Annotated in this window: 24 protein-coding genes; 21 read left to right on the forward strand and 3 right to left on the reverse strand. The window is 40.6% G+C overall.

The genetic code is table 11. The features are described 5' to 3' along the window. Nucleotides 1–9: 9 nt before the first annotated feature. From yqfD to ACNQGS_RS01000, 19 genes are all read left to right on the forward strand, one after another. Nucleotides 10–1,203, forward strand: coding sequence for a sporulation protein YqfD (gene yqfD, locus ACNQGS_RS00910; protein WP_491485699.1), 1,194 nt, complete (start codon nt 10–12; stop codon nt 1,201–1,203). Beyond that, entirely contained in the window at nt 1,200–2,162 is a 963-nt protein-coding gene (locus tag ACNQGS_RS00915; protein WP_491485700.1) for a PhoH family protein, read from the forward strand. Before yqfD ends, ACNQGS_RS00915 begins: the two co-directional genes overlap by 4 nt. Before the next feature lie 173 nt (nt 2,163–2,335). Next, entirely contained in the window at nt 2,336–4,507 is a 2,172-nt protein-coding gene (locus tag ACNQGS_RS00920; protein WP_491485701.1) for an HD family phosphohydrolase, read from the forward strand. A 50-nt stretch (nt 4,508–4,557) separates the two neighbouring features. Beyond that, nucleotides 4,558–4,974 (forward strand): rRNA maturation RNase YbeY, encoded by a 417-nt coding sequence (ybeY, locus tag ACNQGS_RS00925; RefSeq protein WP_378584408.1) that lies wholly within the window; start codon nt 4,558–4,560, stop codon nt 4,972–4,974. After that, nucleotides 4,952–5,341, forward strand: coding sequence for a diacylglycerol kinase family protein (locus ACNQGS_RS00930; RefSeq protein WP_491485702.1), 390 nt, complete (start codon nt 4,952–4,954; stop codon nt 5,339–5,341). The genes ybeY and ACNQGS_RS00930 overlap by 23 nt, the downstream gene beginning before the upstream one ends. 199 nt (nt 5,342–5,540) lie before the next feature. Then, nucleotides 5,541–5,942 carry a cytidine deaminase gene (locus ACNQGS_RS00935; RefSeq protein WP_423799123.1) on the forward strand — a complete coding sequence of 134 codons (402 nt, stop codon included), beginning with the start codon at nt 5,541–5,543 and terminating at the stop codon, nt 5,940–5,942. Next, nucleotides 5,932–6,855: a GTPase Era gene (gene era, locus ACNQGS_RS00940; protein WP_217033700.1), complete on the forward strand. Its 924-nt coding sequence runs from the start codon at nt 5,932–5,934 to the stop codon at nt 6,853–6,855. The genes ACNQGS_RS00935 and era overlap by 11 nt, the downstream gene beginning before the upstream one ends. 154 nt (nt 6,856–7,009) lie before the next feature. Further along, nucleotides 7,010–7,153, forward strand: a complete 144-nt coding sequence (locus ACNQGS_RS00945) for a YqzL family protein (protein WP_213120142.1) — start codon at nt 7,010–7,012, stop codon at nt 7,151–7,153. Nucleotides 7,154–7,184: 31 nt separating this feature from the next. Beyond that, the gene (recO, locus tag ACNQGS_RS00950) at nt 7,185–7,937 is read left to right on the forward strand and encodes a DNA repair protein RecO (protein ID WP_213144821.1); all 753 of its coding nucleotides are present in this window, start codon (nt 7,185–7,187) and stop codon (nt 7,935–7,937) included. Nucleotides 7,938–8,226: 289 nt separating this feature from the next. Beyond that, nucleotides 8,227–9,609: a glycine--tRNA ligase gene (locus tag ACNQGS_RS00955; RefSeq protein WP_491485703.1), complete on the forward strand. Its 1,383-nt coding sequence runs from the start codon at nt 8,227–8,229 to the stop codon at nt 9,607–9,609. Between the two features lie 207 nt (nt 9,610–9,816). After that, a complete protein-coding gene (gene ccpN / locus ACNQGS_RS00960) occupies nt 9,817–10,452 on the forward strand; it encodes a transcriptional regulator CcpN (RefSeq protein ID WP_338088285.1) in 636 nt (211 codons plus the stop codon). A 32-nt stretch (nt 10,453–10,484) separates the two neighbouring features. Next, nucleotides 10,485–11,294: a pyruvate, water dikinase regulatory protein gene (locus ACNQGS_RS00965; protein WP_213145291.1), complete on the forward strand. Its 810-nt coding sequence runs from the start codon at nt 10,485–10,487 to the stop codon at nt 11,292–11,294. A gap of 355 nt (nt 11,295–11,649) precedes the next feature. After that, nucleotides 11,650–11,772, forward strand: coding sequence for a hypothetical protein (locus ACNQGS_RS00970; protein ID WP_491485704.1), 123 nt, complete (start codon nt 11,650–11,652; stop codon nt 11,770–11,772). Nucleotides 11,773–11,951: 179 nt separating this feature from the next. After that, nucleotides 11,952–13,760: a DNA primase gene (gene dnaG / locus ACNQGS_RS00975; protein WP_213144824.1), complete on the forward strand. Its 1,809-nt coding sequence runs from the start codon at nt 11,952–11,954 to the stop codon at nt 13,758–13,760. A 43-nt stretch (nt 13,761–13,803) separates the two neighbouring features. Further along, nucleotides 13,804–14,946: an RNA polymerase sigma factor RpoD gene (rpoD, locus tag ACNQGS_RS00980; RefSeq protein ID WP_491485705.1), complete on the forward strand. Its 1,143-nt coding sequence runs from the start codon at nt 13,804–13,806 to the stop codon at nt 14,944–14,946. 428 nt (nt 14,947–15,374) lie between these two features. Beyond that, nucleotides 15,375–16,514, forward strand: a complete 1,140-nt coding sequence (locus ACNQGS_RS00985) for an acyl-CoA dehydrogenase (protein WP_491485706.1) — start codon at nt 15,375–15,377, stop codon at nt 16,512–16,514. 375 nt (nt 16,515–16,889) lie between these two features. Then, complete coding sequence (gene cccA / locus ACNQGS_RS00990; RefSeq protein WP_423799118.1) at nt 16,890–17,258, forward strand: cytochrome c550; 369 nt, start codon at nt 16,890–16,892, stop codon at nt 17,256–17,258. A 79-nt stretch (nt 17,259–17,337) separates the two neighbouring features. Continuing rightward, nucleotides 17,338–18,060 (forward strand): tRNA (adenine(22)-N(1))-methyltransferase, encoded by a 723-nt coding sequence (locus ACNQGS_RS00995; RefSeq protein WP_491485707.1) that lies wholly within the window; start codon nt 17,338–17,340, stop codon nt 18,058–18,060. Beyond that, nucleotides 18,047–19,162, forward strand: a complete 1,116-nt coding sequence (locus tag ACNQGS_RS01000) for a Nif3-like dinuclear metal center hexameric protein (protein ID WP_491485708.1) — start codon at nt 18,047–18,049, stop codon at nt 19,160–19,162. The genes ACNQGS_RS00995 and ACNQGS_RS01000 overlap by 14 nt, the downstream gene beginning before the upstream one ends. Nucleotides 19,163–19,192: 30 nt before the next feature. Here ACNQGS_RS01000 and ACNQGS_RS01005 read toward each other — a convergent pair whose 3' ends face one another. Both ACNQGS_RS01005 and vrrA read right to left on the reverse strand, forming a co-directional pair. Next, nucleotides 19,193–20,137 (reverse strand): 4-hydroxy-3-methylbut-2-enyl diphosphate reductase, encoded by a 945-nt coding sequence (locus ACNQGS_RS01005; RefSeq protein WP_491485709.1) that lies wholly within the window; start codon nt 20,135–20,137, stop codon nt 19,193–19,195. A gap of 131 nt (nt 20,138–20,268) precedes the next feature. Continuing rightward, a complete protein-coding gene (gene vrrA / locus ACNQGS_RS01010) occupies nt 20,269–21,012 on the reverse strand; it encodes a VrrA/YqfQ family protein (RefSeq protein ID WP_491485710.1) in 744 nt (247 codons plus the stop codon). Between the two features lie 342 nt (nt 21,013–21,354). On the opposite strand from vrrA, the gene ACNQGS_RS01015 reads away from it, so the two are divergent. Further along, on the forward strand, nt 21,355–22,668 hold the full coding sequence (locus tag ACNQGS_RS01015) for a DEAD/DEAH box helicase (protein ID WP_491485711.1): 1,314 nt from the start codon (nt 21,355–21,357) through the stop codon (nt 22,666–22,668). A gap of 18 nt (nt 22,669–22,686) precedes the next feature. Continuing rightward, entirely contained in the window at nt 22,687–23,580 is an 894-nt protein-coding gene (locus ACNQGS_RS01020) for a deoxyribonuclease IV (RefSeq protein ID WP_491485712.1), read from the forward strand. 653 nt (nt 23,581–24,233) lie between these two features. Here the strand turns inward: ACNQGS_RS01020 and ACNQGS_RS01025 are convergent. Then, nucleotides 24,234–24,491: a DUF2624 domain-containing protein gene (locus ACNQGS_RS01025; RefSeq protein WP_491485713.1), complete on the reverse strand. Its 258-nt coding sequence runs from the start codon at nt 24,489–24,491 to the stop codon at nt 24,234–24,236.

Below are 24,491 nucleotides of genomic sequence, written 5' to 3' on the forward strand. Positions count from 1 at the left end.
AGGAACAAAATGAAGAATTTGTGGATGGAATATTTATTTGGAATTGTCACAGTAAAAGTATCAGGTAAAGGGATGGAGCGCTTTATTAATGTCCTGATTAGGAATGGCTTTTTTATCTGGAAGGTAAAGCGGCATGGAACGGAAACCATTACGTTTAAAATGAGGCTTGAGGATGCCAAGAAAATCAGATATTTTGTTCGTAACAGCGGGTGCAGGGTTTCTTTTTTACGAAGAACCGGCATGCCCTTTTTATTTAAAAGAATGGTGAAAAACAGCGGCTTTTTGATAGGTGCGGGAGTCTTCCTGATCATAATTTTTGTTTTATCAAATGTCATTTGGGGAATCCAAATTAAAGGGGCTAAGCCCGCAACTGAGTATCAAATTCGCAAAGAATTGGACAAGATGGGCGTTAAGATTGGCAAGCTGCAATTTTCGGTAAAAAATGTTGAGGGAATTCAAAGACAGTTAACCAATAACATTGGTGATCTTACGTGGGTTGGTGTGGAATTAAAAGGGACAACCTATCATCTCCAGGTGGTCGAAAAAAACGAACCGAAGAAGGCTGAGCAACTATCTCCGCAAAATCTCGTCGCCAAAAAGAAGGCGATTATTGTTAAAAGATATATTGAAGAAGGACAACCAGTGGTGGATAAGAATGATCATGTGGAGGAAGGGCAATTACTCGTTTCTGGTGTAATCGGAGAAGGGGAAAATTCCAAAATGATCGCAGCAAAAGGAGAGGTATGGGGCGAAACTTGGTATATGAGCCATGTTGAGCTGCCGTTTGAAACCAGCTTTAAAGTCTATAACGGAAACGAGGAACAAAAGCATTCATTATTATTTGGAAAATTTGAGCTGCCAATCTGGGGCTTTGGTAAGCCTGATTTCAAGGAATCTGAAACCGAAACGGTTGAACATAAAATTCATTTCTTAAAATGGGAGCTGCCCATCTCCTATGTTCATAAAACCATTCGGGAAAGAGAGGAATACACGAGAAATTACACAGAAAAAGAAGCGGAAGAAAACGCACTCGAATTAGCCAGAAAACAAATAAAAAGTCTTTTAGATGAGGATGCTATCATTAAAGATGAAAAAATTTTACACAAAGATAATAAAAATGGTAAGGTTATACTGGACGTTCATTTTAAAATCATTGAAAACATTGCAGTCGGACAACCGATTTCCAAGGAGACTCATGAATGACAGAAAAGTTAACAACCATTAAGGTACAGCTTGAAAATCCTGCAGAAGCAATGGCGCTGCTCGGAACTTCAGACCAACATTTAAAAATTATTGAACAAGAGCTTAATGTTTCGATTATTACAAGGGGTGAGTCGCTCAACCTCTCAGGAGATGAGGAGCAGGTTTCTCTTGCTGGGCAAATACTCGACCGCTTAATGTTTGTCATCCGAAAGGGAATTGCCATTAGCGGGCGAGATGTCTTATATGCCGTGCAAATGGCTCAAAAGGGCACCCTTGATTACTTTGTGAATCTATATGAGGAAGAAATCGGCAAAAACGTTAAAGGAAAATCCATCCGTGTTAAAACGCTTGGCCAAAGGCAATATATCAACTCGATTAAGAAAAATGATTTAGTGTTTGGAATTGGCCCTGCTGGTACAGGAAAAACGTATTTAGCCGTTGTTATGGCCGTTAACGCCCTAAAAAATGGACAGGTTAATAAAATCATTTTAACTCGCCCTGCTGTTGAAGCAGGAGAAAGTCTTGGATTTCTTCCTGGCGATTTAAAAGAAAAGGTCGACCCATATTTACGGCCATTGTATGACGCGCTCCATGATATATTGGGGGCAGAACATACAGGAAGGCTTATCGAACGGGGGACAATCGAAATTGCTCCGCTTGCGTATATGAGGGGACGGACGCTTGATGATGCTTTCGTTATCCTGGATGAAGCGCAAAATACGACACATGCGCAAATGAAAATGTTCTTGACAAGACTTGGATTCGGCTCAAAAATGGTCATTACAGGTGACCGAACCCAGATAGACTTGCCAAAAGGAGCTAAATCAGGCCTAGTTGAGGCTGAGGAAATTCTACAAAATATAAAGGGCATTTCCTTCGTCTATTTTGAAGCGGTCGATGTCGTTCGCCACCCGCTTGTCGGAAGAATCATATTGGCATACGAAAAACAGGAAAAATAAGATGGGCTTGAAGGGAACTCACTATATATAAAAGTGATTCCTTTTTTTTTGAGGATGAAACTTGACGGGAAAACTGTTATCATTTTACATAAAGCAAGCTTTCATCTAAAATCAATAAATAACATAAGTGTAAAGACTTGATAATTCAGGGAAACGTGGTTGGAGGGATATAGTTGGAAAAACTGCAGGAGCATTTCATTCGAATTCGCAAACTGCTGGATAATACATTCTTTCGTATTCTTTTTTTCCTGGTATTAGGAATTGTTCTTTTCACAGCTATGTTTAACAACGTAAAGCCGGAAAAGCTGGATATTGAATTGTTTTCAGTGGCAGGAAAAACGATACGGTCTCCAGGGACAGTCGAGGATAAGCAAAGCACGGAGAAGAAAAGAAAAGAGGCGCGCGACCAGGTTCAGGCTGTCTATACATTAAAAAATGAATATACGCAAAACCGCGTTGACCTAATTACCTCCATTTTCAGCGCTGCGGCTGAAGTAAATGATGAAGTAAAGGATAATAAAAAAAAGCAGGCTGCAGAGGCTTCTGAGGAGCCGCCACAAATTATAGAGCCAAGTGTTTCAGAAAAAGTTACGATGCTTAAGTCGAAATTAACGCCGACGGTATCGAAGGATTTATCCGAACAGGTTTTTTCCGCATTAGTTCAGGCAAATAACGAAGAATTGTCCATTGCAAAAGATTTAACGGTAACCGCCATAAACAATGTAATGACGAAAAGAATATCTGCGGATGAAGTCGAAAATGCTAAAAAAAGGGTTGAGGAAGAGGTAAAATATTCAGCATTGAGTGAGAATATGAGAATTGCGGCAATTGATCTTGGCAGGTATGCTGTGATCCAAAATGAATTTTATGACCCTTCTGCGACCGAAGAACTTAGGAGGCAGGCGGCGGAAAGTGTTGAACCCGTTAAGATTCTACAAGGGCAAATTATTGTAGAAGAAGGGAAACTCATAAACCAGGATATTTACCGTCAATTGAAGCTTGTTGGACTGCTACATAACGAAAAATCCTTTAAGCCGTTCATTGGATTAGTTGTTTTAATAAGCATTATACTTACATCGCTTTATTGTTACTTTTACCAAATGAAATCGCTCCCCGAAAAGAGACAAAACTTTTTGTTATTGTTCGGGATGATTTTCATTCTATCAATTTTTTTATTGAAAATACTCAGTATGCTGCAAGTATTTAATTATTCAGCGATTGGCTATCTATTTCCTGCAGCCTTGGCTGGGATGATGATAAAAATTTTAATTGATGAAAAGCTGGCTATTATGACCTCTATCATCCTTGCAGTTTGCGGCAGTGTATTATTTAATGAAGGCGTATCGGGGACATTAAACTTTTCAGAAGGTATCTATATTTTATTCAGTGCTTTGGGAGGCATATTATTTTTAAGTAATCAAAACCAGCGGTCAAAAATTCTGCAGGCTGGGATATTTTCTGCAGTAGTGAATCTGTTGACCATTTTGGCTTTAATGTATTTGCCAAACGGGCAATATTCCGGCTTGGAATATGGGTATTATTTTATTACAGCCCTTGTATCAGGTATTGCCTCTGCGGTGTTGACGATTGGCTTACTGCCTTTTTTTGAGGCAAGTTTCGGCATACTATCAACCATTAGGATGATCGAATTATCGAATCCAAATCATCCGCTTTTAAGGAAAATCTTAATGGAGGCCCCTGGGACCTATCATCATAGCGTGATGGTTGCAAATTTAGCGGAGTCTGCCTGCGAAGCTATTGGTGCAAATGGTTTGCTGGCAAGGGTAGGAAGCTATTATCATGATATAGGCAAAACGCGGCGGCCAAACTTTTTTATCGAAAATCAAATCCACCATGATAATCCGCATGACCGTCTGCCGCCGGATAAAAGCGCGAGCATCATCATTGCCCATGTAACGGATGGTTCGAATATGCTAAAGAAGTGCCATATGCCAAAGGAAATAATTGAAATCGCGGAACAGCATCATGGGACCACCTTACTGAAGTTTTTCTATCATAAAGCGCTTCAGGCCGATTCTGATGTAAGGGAAGATGATTTCCGTTATCCCGGTCCGAAGGCACAGTCAAAGGAATCGGCCGTGGTGGGAATTGCAGATAGTGTTGAGGCTGCAGTACGGTCCTTATCACAGCCTACGCCAGAGTTGATTGAGTCTCTTGTGAAAAAAATTGTGGCTGACCGTCTTCAAGATGGGCAATTAAATGAATGTGATCTGACCATGAAGGAAATTGAAACTGTCACTTTCACATTATGTGAAACATTAAAGGGGATCTTTCATTCTAGAATTGAATATCCTGAGCTAACAAAGAAGGTGAAACAAGCATGACATTACTTATTGATTCATTAGATGAAACAGAGCAGCTGTCTGACCAACAGATGCTTGATGTTGAAAGGTTACTAAATTTTGCAGCAAATAAGCTAAGCATTGAAGAACATAGTGAAGTTTCGGTTACCTTTGTGACAAATCAAAGAATCCAAGAAATTAATCGTGAATACCGTGATAAGGACGCGCCAACTGATGTGATTTCATTTGCCATGGAAGAGTTAGGTGAGGGAGAAATAGAAATTGAGGGCGCTGAGATGCCAAGGGTATTGGGAGATATTATCATTTCAGTTCCTAAGGCAATGGAGCAGGCAGAAGAATATGGCCATCCTTTCGTAAGGGAACTTGGCTTTTTAGCTGTGCATGGATTTCTCCATTTATTAGGGTATGACCACATGACAGAGGAAGAGGAAAAAGAAATGTTCTCTCTGCAGAAGGAAATTTTAAATGAATATGGACTCGCTAGATAAGCCTAAACGCAAAAAAATTTGGCACACCTTTGCCTATGCCATAGAAGGAATTGTGACGGCCTTAAAGCAGGAAAGAAATATGCGTTTTCATGCAATAAGCGCTGTTATTGTGATTGCCTTTGGCTTGTTCTTCTCTATTACTAAAATAGAATGGCTGTTTATTCTCGTTTCAATTGGCGGCATGTTTTCGTTGGAATTACTGAATACAGCAATTGAACGCGTAGTAGACCTGGTAACAAATGAGTATAAACCTCTTGCTAAACAGGCTAAGGACATTGCTGCCGGAGGAGTGTTCATTTTTGCCATTATTACACTTGTAATAGGAATCGTCATATTTTTACCCTATTTCTTGGAATTGTTTTTGTAAGCTTTTGATTACAGGATTTGAAATGGCCGCTTGATTTAGGTAAAATGACTAAACAGCTTCTTCTTAGAAAAAACTATTTTTAAGAATATTTCAACTATTTTAAATTTTTTATTTTTTTCTTTACAAATAATGTTTTTTTGGAAAATTTGAGGTAAAATAAAGAAACAGCAGGACTCCTGCTGGAAAGGAAAGAAGACTAGTGAACATCGAACAACTAATCGAAGAAGCTAAAAAAGCAAGAGAAAAAGCTTATGTTCCTTATTCTAAGTTTGGCGTGGGAGCAGCGCTTTTAACAACAGATGGTAAAGTATATCATGGCTGTAATATTGAGAATGCCGCCTACAGTATGTGTAACTGTGCAGAGAGGACTGCTATTTTTAAAGCGTTTTCAGAAGGCGACCGGCAATATCAAATGATGGCCGTTGTTGCTGATACTGATCGGCCATGCTCGCCATGCGGGGCCTGCAGGCAGGTCATTGCAGAATTATGCCCTAGGGAAATGAAGGTGGTTTTAACCAACCTTAAAGGGGATGTTCTAGAGACCACAGTAGAACAGTTATTGCCAGGTGCTTTTTCGCCGGAGGATTTAAATGGTAAATAATACGAGTTCAGGAACAGATTATAAATCAGGGTTTATATCCATTATTGGCCGCCCGAACGTTGGAAAATCAACTTTTCTGAATCGGGTAATCGGCCAAAAAATCGCCATCATGAGCGACAAGCCGCAAACAACGCGCAATAAAATCCAAGGAGTTCTGACCCTTTCAGACGCCCAAATGGTGTTTATTGATACCCCTGGTATCCATAAACCAAAACATAAACTAGGTGACTTCATGATGAAGGTTGCCCAAAATACTCTTAAAGAAGTGGACTTAGTTTTATTTATGGTCAATGCCGAAGAAGGTTTTGGGCGTGGTGAAGAATTTATTCTTGAAAAATTTCAAACCATTAATACACCAGTCTTTCTCGTCATTAATAAAATTGATCAAGTTCACCCTGATGAGCTGTTGCAGATTATTGAATTGTATAAAGAAAAGTATGCTTTTCAAGAAATTGTGCCAATTTCTGCACTGGAAGGAAATAATGTCGAAAGACTGCTTGAGCAAATTAAAGCGATTCTTCCTGAAGGGCCGCAATACTATCCTGCCGATCAGGTAACCGATCATCCGGAACGCTTTATCATTACAGAGTTAATCAGGGAAAAAGCCCTTCATTTAACAAGGGAGGAAATCCCTCATTCCTTGGCTGTTGTTCTTGATAAAATGGAACGGCAGGGGAATAAAGACATTATTCATGTCATGGCAACCATTATTGTCGAACGTGATTCACAAAAAGGGATTATCATTGGCAAGCAGGGAAGCATGCTGAAGGAAATAGGCAAGCGTGCTCGTGTTGATATTGAAAACCTTCTAGGTTCCAAAGTCTTTTTGGAACTGTGGGTAAAGGTTCAAAAGGATTGGCGCAATAGAATGTCCCAGCTTCGTGAATATGGCTTTAATGAAAACGAATATTAGTGAATCACTTTAATTAAAGTATTAACACTCTTTCAAGAATATGCATAATCAGTTTTAACAAAATTTACGTCTTATGATTAATGCGTAGGCAGGCTATGATAATTGTAAAGTTTGAACTGTAACGCTAGTCTAAATATCGAAAGGTGGGGTTTTCATGTTGGATTTTACGTGGAAAATATTTAGCCAAACAGGTAATATTGACACATATCTTCTCTTTAAAGAGCTTGAGAAGGAAAACCAAGAAATACCCGGTAATCTGAATGAAGAGCTAGCTCAAATCGATTTTCCAGTTTCATAAGCAAGTCACGCGCCTGAAGAAGGTGACAATCATGCTTCAGAAATGTGAAGGCATCGTCATTAGAACAACAGATTATGGTGAAACAAACAAAATTATTACACTATATACAAGGGAATGGGGAAAGGTTGGCTTTATGGCCCGTGGAGCTAAAAAGCCTAATAGCCGTCTTTCAGCTATTACCCAGTTATTCACTCACGGTTACTTCCTCGTTCAAAAAGGAACAGGCCTAGGAGGCCTTCAGCAGGGTGAAGTCATTTCCTCGATGCGATCGATTGGGGAAGATATTTTTCTAACCGCATATGCAAGTTATATTGTCGAACTAACGGATAAATGTACTGAGGAGAAAAAGCCTAATCCTTTTCATTTTGAATTGCTTTATCAGACCCTTCACTATATGAATGAAGGCTTTGATGCTGATATTCTTGTGAATATCTATGAGATGAAAATGTTGAATGTTTTAGGATTATATCCTATATTGAATCAATGTTCCGTTTGTGGAAGCACAGACGGGCATTTTTCTTTTTCGATCCGGGAAGGCGGGTTTATCTGTCACCGATGTTTAGCCAAAGATCCCTATCATATAAAACTGTCACAAGCAGCGGTAAAATTATTAAGGTTGTTTTATTATTTCGATTTGTCTAGATTAGGAAATATCTCTGTTAAAGATGAAACAAAGGCGGAACTGAAGAAAGTTATTTCGGTTTATTATGAAGAATATTCTGGGCTTCATTTGAAGACAAAGAAATTCCTTGACTCGATGGGGCAGTTTCGTAATCTTTTATAAATGCGATGTTGACATTGTTCAAAATTTTGGTTAATATTAGCTTTAAAATTAATATTTGCGTTGACAGAAAGTAGTACTTAGTCTCCTCTATAAAAGCGAACCTAGGATAGTGTAAGCTAGGGTATAGAGTATTAAGGAAGGCGTTCTTGAGCAAAGTTGTATTAAGGTGGCTGCTATTTAGGGCAGCAAATAGGGTGGAACCGCGGGTAACTCTCGTCCCTATGCTTATTATAGGCATAGGGACGGGAGTTTTTTTATTTATTAAGAATATGAAAAAGGAGTTATTACGATGAGTGTAACAATGGAACAGGTTGTCTCACACGCTAAGCACAGAGGTTTTATTTTTCCTGGGTCTGAAATTTACGGCGGACTTGCGAACACTTGGGATTACGGTCCTTTAGGTGTCGAGTTTAAAAATAATATAAAAGCTGCCTGGTGGAAAAAGTTTGTTCAGGAGTCACCATATAATGTTGGCTTAGATGCGGCAATCCTCATGAACCCGAGAACATGGGAAGCTTCAGGGCATATCGGCAACTTTAACGATCCAATGATTGACTGCAAAAACTGTAAAGCCCGTCACCGTGCTGATAAATTGATTGAAAATGCGCTTGAAGAAAAAGGAATTGAGATGGTAGTCGATGGCCTTCCGTTTGAAAAAATGGAAGAGCTGATTAAAGAGCATAATATCGCCTGCCCAGACTGCGGCAGCCACGATTTCACCGGCATTCGCCAATTTAATCTTATGTTTAAAACATTCCAGGGTGTTACGGAAACGAGTGCAAATGAAATTTTTCTTCGTCCGGAAACAGCTCAAGGTATTTTCGTAAACTTTAAAAATGTACAGCGGACAATGCGTAAGAAACTGCCATTCGGTATTGCCCAAATCGGTAAAAGCTTCCGTAATGAAATTACACCGGGTAACTTTACCTTCCGTACAAGAGAATTTGAGCAAATGGAGTTGGAATTCTTCTGCAAACCAGGAGAGGAACTAAAATGGTTTGATTATTGGAAGCAATTTGCGGAAAAATGGCTCATGTCATTAGGTCTTAACCAAGAAAACTTAAGACTTCGCGACCATTCCGAAGACGAACTGTCCCATTACAGCAATGCTACAACTGATTTTGAATATAAATTCCCGTTTGGGTGGGGTGAGCTTTGGGGTGTTGCCTCTAGAACTGATTATGATTTAAAGCAGCATATGCAACATTCCGGTGAGGATTTCAATTATATTGATCCGGAAACAAATGAACGATATATTCCATACTGCATTGAGCCTTCCCTTGGTGCAGACCGGGTAACGTTGGCTTTCTTAATCGATGCTTATGATGAAGAGCAGTTAGAAGATGGAACATCTAGAACAGTTATGCGTTTCCATCCTGCTCTCGCACCGTTTAAGGCAGCAATTCTTCCGCTTTCAAAGAAGCTTTCCGATGGTGCACGAGAAGTATTTGAACGATTAGCAAAACACTTTAACGTAGATTATGATGAAGCAGGCTCTATCGGTAAACGATACCGCCGCCATGATGAAATCGGTACTCCATTCTGTATCACATATGATTTTGATTCCCAGGAAGATCAAATGGTTACCGTCAGAGACCGCGACACCATGGAACAAACAAGGGTTCCAATAGCGGAGCTTGCTGCATTCTTACAAGAAAAGGTATCATTCTAAGAAAAAGGTGCGGAAACCCGCACCTTTTCCTATTTGGCTAATAGGAGGAAATTATATATTCAACTACGCCTCATGAACCGTCCTATCGGACTTTCAATCGGCTAGGTTTCATTTGTAGTTCACAGCCGATTCATTTCAATTAGTTAGCATTTAGTATATAATATTGCTAAATAAGAGGCTTCCGGGATACTTTCAGGAATTAAAAGGGTGGTGAGGACAATCGAACTGACAAAACGCCAAGAGCTGATATTAGATATAGTAAAGGAAAATGGACCGATCACAGGAGAGCATATCGCCGACCAATTGAACTTAACCAGAGCTACATTAAGGCCGGATCTTGCTATTTTGACAATGGCTGGTTTTTTAGATGCCAGGCCCCGGGTCGGATATTTTTATACAGGAAAATCAGGAGCGCAATTATTAACGGAAAATCTTCAACGAATATATGTGAGGGACTACCAATCCATCCCGGTTGTCGTAAGTGAAAACGTCTCGGTTTATGATGCTATTTGCACCATGTTCCTTGAGGATGTCGGGACATTATTTGTGGTCGACCAAAATACTGTTTTGGTTGGAGTTCTATCCAGAAAAGATTTGCTTCGGGCAAGCATTGGGAAACAAGAGTTAACGACCATTCCTGTCAATATCATCATGACAAGAATGCCCAATATAACCATGTGCGAGCGGGATGACCTGCTTATTGAAGTTGCGAAAAAGTTAATTGAAAAACAAATAGATGCACTGCCGGTAGTGAGAGAAACCGAAAAAGGCTTTGAAGTGATCGGCAGAGTAACGAAAACGAACATTACCAAAGCCTTTGTTGCGTTAGGTGATGATGAATAAAAGTTTGGTAATAAGAAGGAGTTGATTTGGGAATGGTCTCGCCAGTGATTTATGTGGTATCAGATTCAGTAGGTGAAACGGCCGAATTAGTAACAAAAGCGGCTATCAGTCAATTTAATGGATCCGGGATGACATTAAAGAGATTCCCTTATGTAGAAGATAAGGAAAATATTGATGAAGTCTTGTCACTTGTTTCTTTAGATCATGCAATGGTGGCATATACACTTGTCAAACCTGAAATGCGTACATACATGAAAGAAAGAACAGATATAGAAGGAATCTCAGCTGTGGATTTAATTGGCCCGATTATCGATCAAATTCAAAGCTTCAGCGGCAAAGAACCATTGTGTGAACCAGGGCTGGTCCGCAAATTGGATGAGGATTATTTTAAAAAGGTGGAGGCAATTGAATTTGCTGTAAAGTATGATGACGGGCGTGATCCTAGAGGGATTTTAAAGGCAGATATTGTGCTAATAGGTGTATCTCGAACCTCAAAGACTCCTTTATCCCAGTATTTAGCCCACAAACGCCTAAAAGTGGCCAATGTCCCGCTTGTTCCAGAGGTTGATCCGCCGGAAGAACTTTATAAAGTCCCGAAAGAGAAATGCTTTGGCTTAAAAATCAGTCCGGAAAAGTTAAATAACATAAGAAGAGAAAGACTGCTTTCTTTAGGATTAAATGATCAGGCTAGCTATGCAAACATTGACAGGATAAAAGAAGAGTTGAATTTTTTTGAAAAGGTAGTACAGAAAATTAATTGTCCTGTTGTTGATGTAACCAATAAAGCAGTTGAAGAGACGGCCAATGTTATTTTAAACTATATCCAAAAAGGCAGGCCATAGCACATAATCTTATGATTATGTGTTTTTTGCTTATTGGGTAAAAAAATAATAAATAAAAAGTTATAGCAAAATGATAACGAATATACTATAATAAAAAATTGTGATAAAAATATATGTTTTTAGGTTTAGACTTGCATTTGAACGAATAAACTATTTACTGTGAGATGTCAAGGGGACCTACAAAAAAAAATTCGACATAAATCCTTTTTTTCACTCTAAGGAATTTTTTTTTGAAATTCTTATTTTATCGGGAAAATTTCTCCATAACCCGTTTGCCTGCTCGTAAATCGGTGAGTTTTCCCAATAAAATTAATCTGGAAAGAAGGAATATTCGGAGTGATGTAGAATTAATAAAATGGTGAGAGACCACCCGACAATTTATGTCCATGCTGATTCCTTCCCGGTCAAGGCGGAGATTGTCGAAATTGCAAAGAAATTCGCCATTGACATATTTTTTATCGCCTCCTTTGACCACTAAAACAAGGAAAAGTTCCTTAACGCGAAGGCTAGAAGGAAGGGAGTTTACGGTAAAGGTCCAAAACCTTTTCGTTTAGCGGATCGGAAAAATTTACGGCGGAATTAACAAAAATTTTGTCGAAATTTGCAGGAATTTAAAATGAAGGTGTTGAATACCTGTATACCAATGGAGTTGTTTTCATGGCAGACCGTATTGCCGAAGAAAAAATAGAACAAATTCGTCAGGCTGTTGATATTGTCGAGGTAATCAGCGATTATGTCGGGTTGAAAAAGCAGGGGCGAAATTACTTCGGATTATGTCCTTTCCATGGAGAGAGCACCCCGTCATTTTCAGTATCGCCTGACAAACAAATCTTCCATTGCTTTGGCTGCGGTGCAGGCGGAAATGTTTTTTCTTTTTTAATGGAACTAGAGGGAATTTCATTTCAGGAAGCGGCTATGAAACTGGCTGCTCGAGGAAATATTAATCTTGAAATAAATTTATCCTCCGCTCACTCCGAGAAAAAAATTTCTGATGAACTTCAGGCCATGCTTGATGCTCACGAGCTGTTACGTAAATTTTATCATCACTTGCTGGTAAATACAAAAGAAGGACAGCATGCATTAGAGTATCTGCTTGGAAGAGGATTTACACATGAGTCGATTGAAAAATTTCAAATTGGTTATTCCTTGAATTCGTGGGATTTTGTTTATAAGTTCCTAACGAAACGGGATTTTTCTCCCGAATGGATGGAAAAAGCCGGACTCATCATTAAACGTGAAAAAGATGGAACATACTTTGATCGATTTAGGGACCGAATTATGTTTCCGATATTCAACAGAAACGGAAATACGATTGCTTTTTCAGGGAGAACACTAGGGGCTGATGAGCCCAAATATTTAAACAGTCCCGAAACAGCAATCTTTAATAAAAGCAAAATTTTATACAATTACAACTTGGCTAAGCCCAGCATAAAAAAATCCCAGCAGGCAGTTTTATTTGAAGGGTTTGCAGATGTGATTTCCGCTGACCGCGCCGGAATCGAAAATGGCATTGCGACAATGGGGACATCGTTGACTGATGATCATATCGCCCTTTTGCGTACAAGCGCGCAAACCATCACTATTTGCTATGATTCAGATAAAGCAGGAATTGAAGCAGCGTTTCGAGCAGGCAACCATTTGAACGATGCAGGCTTTCAAATAAAAGTAGCTTTAATGCCTGATGGCATGGACCCGGATGAATATATAAAGAAGAACAGTCCGGAGAAATTTCGCGGCGAGGTAATTGGAGCAAGTTTAACTTGGATGGCTTTTAAAATTCTTTATTTTCGAAGAGGAAAAAATCTTCAGAATGAAGGAGATAGGCTTGCTTATATCGAACAAATAGTAAAAGAAATCAGCAAATTAACAAAAGCCGTTGAAAAGGATCATTATTTGCGGCAAATTGCAGCAGAGTTTTCCCTATCATTAGATAGCTTAAAACAGCAGGAACAGCAGATATATTTTGCGGAGAAGAAAAAGGAAATTGGTAAGAACGAACCAAAATCTAAGCCGATTCTAGTGCAAAAAAAAGTAAATGAATTAAAACCTGCGTATTATCGGGCAGAAAGATGTCTCATTGCCCATATGCTAAAAAGCAGGGATAACACCTATAAGGTACAGGAGTTACTACAGGGCGATACGTTTAACGAAGATGAACATCAGGCAATCATAACCTATCTTTTGGCATTTTACGAAGAACATATTAACCCTGATTCAAGCGCATTTTTATCCTATATTCATGATGAAAATCTAAGAAGAATAGTTGCCAACATCGAAATGATGTCAATTAATGATGAATTAAGTCATCAGGAATTAACTGATTATATCAAACAGGTGTTGAAACATAAAAAATTGTTAAAAATAAAGGAAAAAGAAGCTGAGTTAAAAGAAGCGGAGCGACACAGTGATTTTAGGCTGGCTGCTGCGATTGGAAATGAAATCAATCAATTGCGTAAATCACTATAGAGTAATTTAGTGTGTTTGATTAATTGAAGGAGGGGACCCCCGTATGGCTGCTGAAAAATCAGCACGTGCAAGCGAGGTCGAGAATGAATTGACCCTTGAGCAAGTGAAAGACCAGTTAACCGCATTGGGTAAAAAAGTTGGTGTCCTTGCCTATGATGATATTGCCGAGAAAATGGCAAATTTCGAAGTGGAATCCGACCAGATGGATGAGTTTTACGAATTCCTTGGCGACCAGGGAATTGAATTAGTTGGTGATAGTGATGATGAGGACGATGATGATCCAAGCATCAAGGCGCTATCAAAAGATGATGATGGCGATGAATTTGATTTAAATGATCTCAGTGTACCTCCAGGTGTAAAAATCAACGACCCTGTTCGTATGTACCTAAAGGAAATTGGCCGGGTTGATTTGCTCTCTGCTGAAGAAGAAATTAACTTAGCCCACCGCATTGAACAAGGTGATGAAGAAGCAAAGCGGCGCCTTGCTGAAGCAAACCTCCGTCTTGTTGTTAGTATTGCAAAACGCTATGTTGGCCGTGGCATGCTGTTCCTTGACCTTATCCAGGAAGGAAATATGGGTCTTATCAAAGCGGTTGAAAAATTTGATTATCGTAAAGGCTTTAAATTTAGTACATATGCCACATGGTGGATTCGCCAAGCGATTACCCGCGCCATTGCCGATCAGGCGAGAACAATCCGGATACCAGTGCATATGGTAGAGACAATTAACAAGCTTATTCGTGTTCAGCGTCAGTTGCTGCAGGATTTAGGCCGCGAACCAACTCCGGAAGAAATTGCCGAAGATATGGACCTGACACCTGATAAGGTAAGGGAAATTTTAAAAATTGCCCAGGAACCTGTCTCACTTGAAACACCAATTGGTGAAGAAGATGACTCACATCTTGGAGATTTCATCGAGGATCAGGATGCTACATCCCCTTCAGAGCATGCTGCTTACGAGTTATTAAAGGAGCAGCTTGAAGATGTTCTCGATACCCTGACGGACCGGGAAGAAAATGTTCTTCGCCTTCGTTTTGGGCTGGATGACGGCCGTACCCGCACCCTCGAAGAGGTCGGCAAGGTTTTTGGTGTCACCCGCGAGCGAATCCGGCAGATTGAAGCAAAAGCATTAAGGAAACTGCGTCACCCAAGCCGCAGTAAACGCCTTAAAGATTTCTTGGAATAAGGCTCAAAAGATAGTTTACTTCTTACAAGAAGTAAACTATTTTTTTTAGCTAATAAGAAAGTATAAATTCAACTACGCCTCTATCTTCGTCCTAACGAACTCGCCAATCGGCGAGTTTTCATTTATTTTTTTGAAAGCTCTTTCTCTTTGTTTTCTATTTTACTGAATTGTCTCTCATTTTGCAAATGGGCCAATTGGTATTTCCCCCCAAATAACAACTTAATTATTATCGTAAAAAAGGTGAACTAAAGTCAATTCTTCCTATTCAGATAAGGTTTGTAGTGCTAAATGCCCTACGTGAATGAGTTTATCAATCCGTATTCAGATAATATTTTATTTTCTAAAATTTATTAAGGTTGAGAATTGTCAGGTGAAAAGAATATAATATATTTGTAAGCGTATACATAGGTGATTAGGGGGAGATGGACTTGAACTTTGACTTAACATCTGAACAACAAATGATTAAAAAGACAATACGCCAGTTTGCAGAAGAAGAGGTTGCGCCAGATGCAATAGAACGTGACAGAACAAAACAGTTTCCGACAGATGTGTTTAAAAAAATGGCAGAAATGGGAATGATGGGACTTCCCTTCCCAGAGGAATACGGCGGGGGAGGGGCAGACACTGTTAGTTTTGCGATTGTGGTGGAAGAGTTAAGCAGAGTTTGCGGTTCAACAGGCATCACTTATTCAGCGCATATTTCCTTAGGGGGCGCTCCTTTAAACTTATTTGGTACAGAAGAGCAAAAGCAAACCTATTTAAGACCCATTTGCACAGGCGAATCGTTAGGTGCCTTTGGATTGACAGAGCCAAATGCCGGATCCGATGCCGGGGGAACTAAAACAACCGCAAAGGAAACGGATGGCCAGTTTGTCATCAACGGAAATAAATGTTTCATCACGAATGCCAGTTATGCCAAGCATTTGGCACTAACGGCTGTAACGAATGAAACAAACGGTAAAAAAGAAATCAGTGCCATCATTGTTCCAACGAATACAGCTGGATTTACAGTAATTGATAATTACGAAAAAATGGGCTTAAATTCCTCCAATACAACTGAGCTTGTCCTAGAGGATGTCAAAGTACCTGTGGAAAACCTGCTGGGAAAACGAGGCGAGGGTTTTAAGCAATTTTTAATTACCCTTGATGGCGGCAGAATTGGAATCGGCGCCATGGCTGTCGGGATAGCTCAGGGTGCTTACGAGAAAGCGCTAGCCTATGCTAAGGAAAGAAAACAGTTTGGCAAATCAATTTCAACTTTCCAAGCTATTCAATTTAAGCTGGCTGACATGGCAATGAAAATCGAGCTAGCCCGCAATATGGTCTATAAGGCGGCTTGGTTAAAGGATCAAGGAAGAACATTTTCAAAGGAAGCAGCAATGTGTAAATTATACGCATCCGAAATATGTATGGAAGTTACCAGCCAAGCAGTCCAAATTCACGGCGGCTATGGCTATATGAAGGAATATCATGTGGAGAGAATGATGCGTGATGCCAAGCTTCTGGAAATAGGCGAAGGAACCTCCGAAGTCCAGCGGATGGTGATTTCAAGATTAATTGGTTGTTAAAACAGGCCCTATAAAGGCAAAATGTTATTTTTCACACTCTGTTGATTGGAGCGGAAGGGGCGAGACTCCTGCGGGAGTACGGGGCAGGGGAGACCCCGCAGGCGCTAAAGCGCCGAGGAGGCTCCCCGCAACGCCCGCGGAAAGCGAGCCCCTGAAGCGGAAATCAACAGACTATTCATAGCAAAAAAATAATTGGGAAATATAACAAAGAGGCTGAAATAAATAATTATTTTAGCCTCTTTGCTCTTTTTTTAAAAGATTATAGTGATAAAATAACATTAGGGCTTTTCCTTCTGTTCATTTTCAAGTAAAATAGTAGTTGTTTGTAGGCGGTTTTATTTATTTACAGATGTTTATACATAGGGAGGTAAAATTATGAAAAAGAATCCGGTAATTCCTTACATTCTCATCATGGTTTTTGGGATTGTCCTTATGTTCACTTTGTCTTTTAAAGGACTAGGGGATAGTAAGGAGCTTGCTGCTGAGAAAGGTGAAGGCAAAGGCAGTGAGAAAACAGAAGTGGCTGCATCTAAGCCAGAAGACATTTATAAAACAACTTGTATTGGCTGTCACGGCGATCAATACCAAGGGGTTGTAGGTCCTCCGTTAAAAGGTGTTGGCGACAAGCTTTCTAAAGAAGAACTTAAAAACATCGTGACTCACGGTAAAGGCGCCATGCCTGCAGGTCTTGTTCCCGAGGATAAAGCTGCTGCAATGGCAGATTGGTTATCGAAACTTAAATAATTTGACAAAAGGTCCTTTGCATCTGTAAAGGACCTTTTATATTATTAAGGCATACATATTGAAAAGCAGGTGTGTTAATTTGAATGCAGAAAAATTATCAATGCGTTTGACGGCTGTTGCGAAATACGTTCCAAAAGAGGCAAGATTAGCAGATATTGGTTCTGATCATGCCTATCTGCCTAGTTACTTAGTAAAAAACGCTGGCATTCCGTTTGCCGTTGCCGGTGAAGTAGCGAAAGGTCCATATCAATCTGCAAAAAGCAATGTAATGGCAGAAGGACTGTCAGATAGAATTTCAGTCAGGATGGGAGACGGCCTCGAGGTTATCGAATCTGGTGAAATAGATTGCATTACGATTGCCGGCATGGGTGGCGCTTTGATTGCCAGTATTTTAGAAAATGGAAAAGAAAAGCTTGAAACCGTCAAGAGGCTTGTGCTACAGCCAAACATTAGCGCCATTTCCATCCGTTTATGGTTTTTGGAAAATGAATGGGAGTTGATTGCTGAAGAAATTCTTGAGGAAGACGGCAAAACCTATGAGATTTTAGTTGCTGAAAAAGGTAATGCAGAACGCCCTTATCAAAAGAATAAAATGGAGATGGAGCTGTTAATGGGACCATTTCTCATTCAGAACCAAAATGAGATCTTTAAGAAAAAATGGCTGTCTGAAAGCAGCAATTGGGAAAGAGTTAAAAAACAGTTAGAAAACGCTGCTGCGACCCCTGAAACAGTTGAGAAAAGAAAGGAAATAGAAGATAAGCTAAAACTTGTGGAGGAGGCATTGAAAATTGAAAAAAGCTAATGGTCATGAAATTATTCAGCTGTTTGAAAAATTTGCGCCAAAGAGTCTGGCAATGGAAGGCGACAAAATCGGCCTGCAAATTGGACGCCTTAATCAAAAGGTAGAACGGGTAATGATTGCCTTGGACGTTCTTGATTCCGTCATTGATGAGGCCATTGAAAAAAAGGCTCAGCTTATTATTGCTCATCACCCGCCGATTTTCCGACCACTAAAAAATATTATTACTGATACTGTTCAAGGGCAGTTAATTGAGAAATTGATCAAACATGATATTGCTGTATACGCAGCTCATACCAACCTAGATGTGGCCAAGGGCGGGGTAAATGATTGGCTGGCTGAAGCCTTAGGGTTGGAGGATGCTGAGGTTTTAGTTCCTACTTTTGATACAAAACTAAAGAAATTAGTGGTGTTTGTGCCTGTCAGTCATGCTGATGAACTAAGACAGGCGCTTGGGAATGCCGGTGCAGGTTTTATTGGCAGCTATAGCCATTGCTCATTTACGGCAAGCGGTACTGGCCGATTTTTGCCGGGGGAGGATACGAATCCTTTTATCGGTAAGCCTGGGGAGCCAGAAACGGTCGAAGAGGTTCGGATTGAAACGATTGTACCTGAGCCTATCTTAAAAAAGGTAATCACCGCTATGATTAAAGCTCATCCATATGAGGAAGTGGCCTATGATGTTTATCCGCTTGAAAATAAAGGAGAGGTACTTGGGCTAGGAAGAATTGGAAAGATTCCGGAAATGACGTTAGAGGAGTTTGCCGAAAAGGTAAAAGTGGCTCTTGAGGTGGACAGAGTCCGCGTGGTGGGCGATATGCAGGCAAGAGTGAAGAAGGCCGCTGTATTAGGTGGAGATGGCAATAAATATTATTCCCATGCCAAATATAAAGGGGCCGATGTTTATGTGACAGGGGATATTTATTATCACACCGCTCATGATGCGATGATGGATGGCTTGAATATGATTGACCCAGGACATAATGTTGAAAAGGTCATGAAAAAAGGCCTGACCAAAACGTTGCAGATATTATGCCAAGAAGCAGGCTATGAAGTGGAGATTTTTCCTTCACAAATTCATACCGATCCTTTTCAATTCATATAAGAATAGGCTGACTTATGTCAGCCTACTCACTTAGCTCTCTTTTTTTACCTTAGGCAAGATTTTTGCCAATGGAACGTTTTTCTTGCGTTCCCATGTAGCTTCGTTATTTGGATCGAATTGTTCAAGGAACGTGATGACTTCCTTCGTAATTGGTGTCGGAGTTGATGCACCCGCAGTAACAGCCACGTTTTTGGCGTCCTTAATCCAATCGATGTCAAGTTCTGTAATATCAGCAATCCTATATGCTGTTGTACCAGCAATTTCCTCAGAAACCTGAGCAAGGCGATTAGAATTGTTGCTTTTTGGATCACCGACGACAATGGTGACATCCGCTTGTTTAGCCTGCTCGGCAACAGCTTCCTGACGGATTTGGGTGGCATGGCAAATCTCATTAAATACCTCAACATGAGGATATTTTTCTTTTACCTTTTCCATCGTATCGAAAACATCCCATTGGCTCATGGTTGTTTGATTAGTGACAATGAGTTTATCATAATCGAGATTCAATGCTTCGACATCAGCAGGTGTTTCCACAAGGTGGACCATGCCGGGTGCCACTCCAAGTGCCCCTTCAGGCTCTGGATGCCCTTTTTTGCCGATGTAAATCGTTTGGTATCCTTCCCTGGCCTTTTCTTCAATAAGGTCGTGTGTCCTGGTTACATCCGGGCAGGTTGCGTCAATGGCGACTAGCCCTTTCTTTTTCGCAAGTTCCCTTACCTCTGGCGAGATACCGTGCGCTGTAAAAATAACGGTCCCTTTGTCAACTTTCTCTAAGATATCAAGACGATTCTTGCCGTCAAGGGTGATAATTCCTTCTTCTTCAAAGGCATCTGTAACATGTTTATTGTGAACAATCATCCCCAAAATGTAGATGGGCCGGGGCAGCGTTTTATCTAATGCCGCATTCCTCGCAATGACCATGGCATCAACAACACCATAACAATAACCCCGCGGCGAAATTTTAACGATTTGCATATATGAAGTCCTCCAAAAGGAAAAATTTTTAATAGATTATATGTCCATTATATAAAACTAATAGATATATTACAAAGAGACATTTTTCCTGCCCAAAATAGTAAAGAATGCCGGTGGCCGGCATTCTTATGTTAAACATATAATTTAGGTATCGAGGTTCCTTTTGGGTGCTGTCTTTTTTCCGGCGCACTGGTCTTGTGTGTTCTTTTTCCGCTGCTTTTCCTGTCGGAACTGGTTTGCTGCGTTCCTTTTCGACTCGTTTTTTTAGATGAAGTTTTGGTTGTTCGATTTGTTGATGTTAAGCGGCTGCTAGAGGATTCTTCCCCTGACTGCTTTTTCTTTTCACTCGATTCTTCCTTATCTGAATCAGAGCTTTTTAAGCCGCGATATAACTTCCATAAGGCTGGCAGGTTTCTCACTAATGGACCATACTGCTGGATCATTGGGCCTATTGTCTGGGCCGTCTTTATAACCTGTTGAGTATTGTTAAGAATACTTGATAGTCCACCCGGGTTAGACAAGGATTGGAGCAATCCGCCGCCGCCTCCTGCGGCTCTGCCGGCACCCTGCATCCCCATCAGGCCGCTCGGTCCGCCGCCGCCCATCATTCCGCCTGGTCCGCCCATGCGGTTTCCTCCGCCAAAAAGCCTAGAGAGTAATCCGCCGCCTCTGCCCATTTGTTGTCCGCCCATTCCGCCAAAGGGATTTCCTTGCGGGCCCATCATTGGATTTCTTCCACCGCCCATCAGTCCTCCGCCGGGTCTCATCATTTGATTTCCCCCGCCGAATAAACCGCCCGGTCTGCCCATCATTGGTCCACCGCCGCCAAACGGTCCCATTCCCCCTGGCATTGGGAATCTAGGTCCTGGTTGCATACCATAAAACCTCCTCTCGTTTTTCAGCACATGAAGACGCCGTTTTCCCATAAAAAAGAAATTACAAAAGGAAAAAGTGCGGATGGGGAAAACTCTTGAACATGTGCGGAATTTCCACTTTTACCCTCTTGAATTACAATATGCATACACCTTGTTTTTGTTTAGGTATTATACTCAGAATCAAATGAAATTTATGGTTTTAAAAGCTGCAGGAAAGTAAAAGATGATAATAACTGGAGATTTACCTTGAACTCTACTATAATTACTTGATGGACGCGAAAATCGCAGGTCTCCCGATCATTTGACTTAAAAATAAGATATTTTTATATAAGGAGTACGTAAATGAAAGAAACTAAATTCGAACGTTTTGATTTTCAAGGCTTTATTAATGAGGCGCTGAACAAGCTGGGCTTCACTCAACCGACGGAAATTCAGGAACGAATGATTCCGTTGGTATTAAAAGGGGAAAGTGCGATTGGCCAATCACAAACCGGAACGGGAAAAACATTTGCCTATGTGCTGCCAATCCTTGATAAGGTGGATGCTTCGAGACAAGAGGTTCAAGCAGTCATTACAGCACCTACCAGAGAGCTTGCCAGCCAGATTTATCAACAAATTTTAAAAATTACTGAGCATTGTCCCTCTGAGAAAACAATTACCGCCAAATTATTTACAGGTGGAACAGACAAGCAGCGGACCATCGAGAAATTAAAAATACAGCCTCATATTGTTGTCGGAACCCCAAGCAGAATTAACGACCTTGTAAAGGAACAGGCGCTATTAGTACATACAGCCCGGATTCTTGTCGTCGATGAAGCGGATATGATGCTGGACATGGGCTTTATTGAAGATGTTGACCGTGTTGCGTCAAGGCTGCCGGAAGACCTGCAAATGTATGTTTTTTCCGCCACCATTCCGGAAAAATTAAAGCCTTTTCTGAAAAAATACATGGAGAATCCAAAAAACATTCAGATTGAACCGATAAGGAAGGCAGCTGAAAACCTGGAGCATTATCTGCTTCCATCAAGACACCGCGATAAGAAGGGGCTTGTTCATGATACTCTCATCGCCTGCAATCCCTATTTAGCCATTGTATTTACAAACACGAAAAAAATGGCTGATGAGGTGGCGGATTATTTATATCAAAAAGGCTTGAAGGTTGGACGAGTCCACGGAGATTTAACTCCAAGAGAACGAAAAAAAATGATGAAGCAGATTCAAGATTTGGAATTTCAATATATTGTTGCGACAGATCTTGCTTCAAGGGGAATTGATATTGAAGGGGTAAGCCATGTCATAAACTATGAAATTCCGTCTGACTTGGATTTTTATATTCACAGGGTTGGCAGAACCGCTAGAGCAGGAAATGCCGGGATTGCCTTAACGATTTATGATTTATCAGATGAAGATGCTTTAATTCGTCTTGAAAAGATGGGCATTCAATTTAAGAATGTTGACTTAAAAAATAACGAATTTGTTGAACTAGAAGGTCGAAACCGCCGGAAAACACGAGTAAAGCCAGAGGATGAGATTGACCATCGTGTAAAGGCTGTCATTAAAAAGCCGAAAAAGGTAAAACCAGGGTATAAAAAGAAAATGCAAACAGAAATAGAGAATATCAAGAAGCGGCAGCGCAGATTAGATAAGAAAAAATAAATAGAGGGAGAGGAAATAATGTTAAAAATAGGGTCGCACGTTTCAATGAGCGGCAAAGAAATGCTTCTCGCTGCAAGTAAGGAGGCCATTTCTTACGGTGCCAACACCTTTATGATTTATACGGGAGCCCCGCAAAACACTAGAAGGAAAAAAATCGAGGATTTAAATATTGAGGCGGGAAGAAGACATATGGAGGAGAATGGAATTTCCGAAATAGTTGTCCACGCTCCCTATATTATCAATATTGGAAATACCACCAATCCGGATACATTTGAATTGGGCGTCCGGTTCTTACGGTCGGAAATCGAACGGACAGAAGCCATCGGTGCCAAGCAAATAGTCCTTCACCCAGGTGCTCACGTCGGTGCCGGTGAGGAGGCTGGGATTAAAAAGATTATCGAAGGTCTTAATGAAGTGCTAACCGGAAAAGAACAGGTTCAAATCGCTTTAGAAACAATGGCGGGAAAAGGTTCGGAGTGCGGGAAATCATTCGAGGAACTTGCGACGATAATCAATGGTGTCAACTATAATGAAAAACTGTCAGTATGCTTTGACACATGCCATACCCACGATGCCGGCTATAATATCATCGAGGATTTTGATGGTGTACTTAATGAGTTTGATAAAATTATTGGCGTAGATAAATTAAAGGTGCTCCATATCAATGACAGCAAAAATGCATCAGGAACAAGAAAAGACCGTCATGAAAACATCGGATTTGGCCATATTGGATTTAAGGCACTAAACTATATTGTTCATCATCCGCAATTGGTGGATGTACCGAAAATTCTTGAAACTCCGTTTGTAGGTGAAGACAAAAACAATAAAAAGGCGCCATATCGCCACGAAATCGCCATGCTTCGCGAGCAGAAGTTTGAAGAGGATTTACTGAATAAAATAATGCAGTCTTAAATTCCAAACAAAAAAGCTGTGCAGATGCGTACAGCTTTTTTATTTAAATCTATTGATTGTCTCTGCAACTAGGCCTGTTGATTTCCACTCCGGGCACTCGCTTTCCGCGGGGAGGTCCTGGAGCCTCCTCGGCGCTATTGCGCCTGTGGGGTCTCCAGTGACCTCTATATCCCGCAGGAGTCGAGTGCCCTCCGCTCCAATCAACAGGGAGGCAATTCAACCTAAAGTATTGCAACACACTTTTTTCTAACCGCGCTATGTGTGTTGCAATTTTTTATTTTGACAGGCTTTTTTCGATTAGATAAGGAACAAATGAAAAATGCCTAAGTTATATATCATTTGAAAAATAATATTAAACTTCATGCTGTAGTGTGGGTTAAGATAACAGAACACCACTTTTATTATTATTTATTGTAAGTCGAGGTCTTTATTAATACACCTGTTGATTGGCGCGGAAGGCACGAAGACTCCTGCGGGAGTACGGGGCAGGGGAGACCCCGCAGGCGCCAGAGGCGCTGAGGAGGCTCCCCGCAACGCCCGCGGAAAGCGAAGTGCCTGGAGCGCCAATCAACAGACTTGTTGAAAAGCCAAACAAAATAAAAGGCTATCGAAAATTTTTCGACAGCCTGCGCTGTGGAGATCCTCATTGCTTTTCATTTTTTTACTAATTCTGCAAAAAGTTTATTGACCTCCCGGGCTGTTTGCGGGCCGGCGGCTTTGGCAATTTCCCTTACCAATTGGGCACGCTCTCGGTCATCAAAAATATTAATATTTTTTCCTCTTAAGTATTCGGCTATTTTTTTTGCCTGACTGCGGGTTATAGCGATATTAAATTGGTTTGCATATTTTAGCAGTTCATCGGCAGTGATGGTATTTATTTTATGATTGATAATACTTTCAAAAATCTTCAC

It is taken from the genome of Neobacillus sp. PVCKKU3 (assembly GCF_058323225.1).

Bases quoted from the DNA above. Each gene is read 5' to 3' on its own strand.
- cccA (WP_423799118.1), top strand. From the start codon at position 16,890: ATGAAAAAGAATCCGGTAATTCCTTACATTCTCATCATGGTTTTTGGG.
- ACNQGS_RS01015 (WP_491485711.1), top strand. From the start codon at position 21,355: ATGAAAGAAACTAAATTCGAACGTTTTGATTTTCAAGGCTTTATTAAT.
- vrrA (WP_491485710.1), bottom strand. From the start codon at position 21,012: ATGCAACCAGGACCTAGATTCCCAATGCCAGGGGGAATGGGACCGTTT.
- recO (WP_213144821.1), top strand. From the start codon at position 7,185: ATGCTTCAGAAATGTGAAGGCATCGTCATTAGAACAACAGATTATGGT.
- ACNQGS_RS00930 (WP_491485702.1), top strand. From the start codon at position 4,952: ATGAATATGGACTCGCTAGATAAGCCTAAACGCAAAAAAATTTGGCAC.
- ACNQGS_RS01005 (WP_491485709.1), bottom strand. From the start codon at position 20,137: ATGCAAATCGTTAAAATTTCGCCGCGGGGTTATTGTTATGGTGTTGTT.
- ACNQGS_RS00955 (WP_491485703.1), top strand. From the start codon at position 8,227: ATGAGTGTAACAATGGAACAGGTTGTCTCACACGCTAAGCACAGAGGT.
- ybeY (WP_378584408.1), top strand. From the start codon at position 4,558: ATGCTTGATGTTGAAAGGTTACTAAATTTTGCAGCAAATAAGCTAAGC.
- dnaG (WP_213144824.1), top strand. From the start codon at position 11,952: ATGGCAGACCGTATTGCCGAAGAAAAAATAGAACAAATTCGTCAGGCT.
- ACNQGS_RS00915 (WP_491485700.1), top strand. From the start codon at position 1,200: ATGACAGAAAAGTTAACAACCATTAAGGTACAGCTTGAAAATCCTGCA.
- ACNQGS_RS00970 (WP_491485704.1), top strand. From the start codon at position 11,650: ATGGTGAGAGACCACCCGACAATTTATGTCCATGCTGATTCCTTCCCG.
- ACNQGS_RS01020 (WP_491485712.1), top strand. From the start codon at position 22,687: ATGTTAAAAATAGGGTCGCACGTTTCAATGAGCGGCAAAGAAATGCTT.
- ACNQGS_RS00945 (WP_213120142.1), top strand. From the start codon at position 7,010: ATGTTGGATTTTACGTGGAAAATATTTAGCCAAACAGGTAATATTGAC.
- ACNQGS_RS00965 (WP_213145291.1), top strand. From the start codon at position 10,485: ATGGTCTCGCCAGTGATTTATGTGGTATCAGATTCAGTAGGTGAAACG.
- rpoD (WP_491485705.1), top strand. From the start codon at position 13,804: ATGGCTGCTGAAAAATCAGCACGTGCAAGCGAGGTCGAGAATGAATTG.
- era (WP_217033700.1), top strand. From the start codon at position 5,932: ATGGTAAATAATACGAGTTCAGGAACAGATTATAAATCAGGGTTTATA.
- yqfD (WP_491485699.1), top strand. From the start codon at position 10: ATGAAGAATTTGTGGATGGAATATTTATTTGGAATTGTCACAGTAAAA.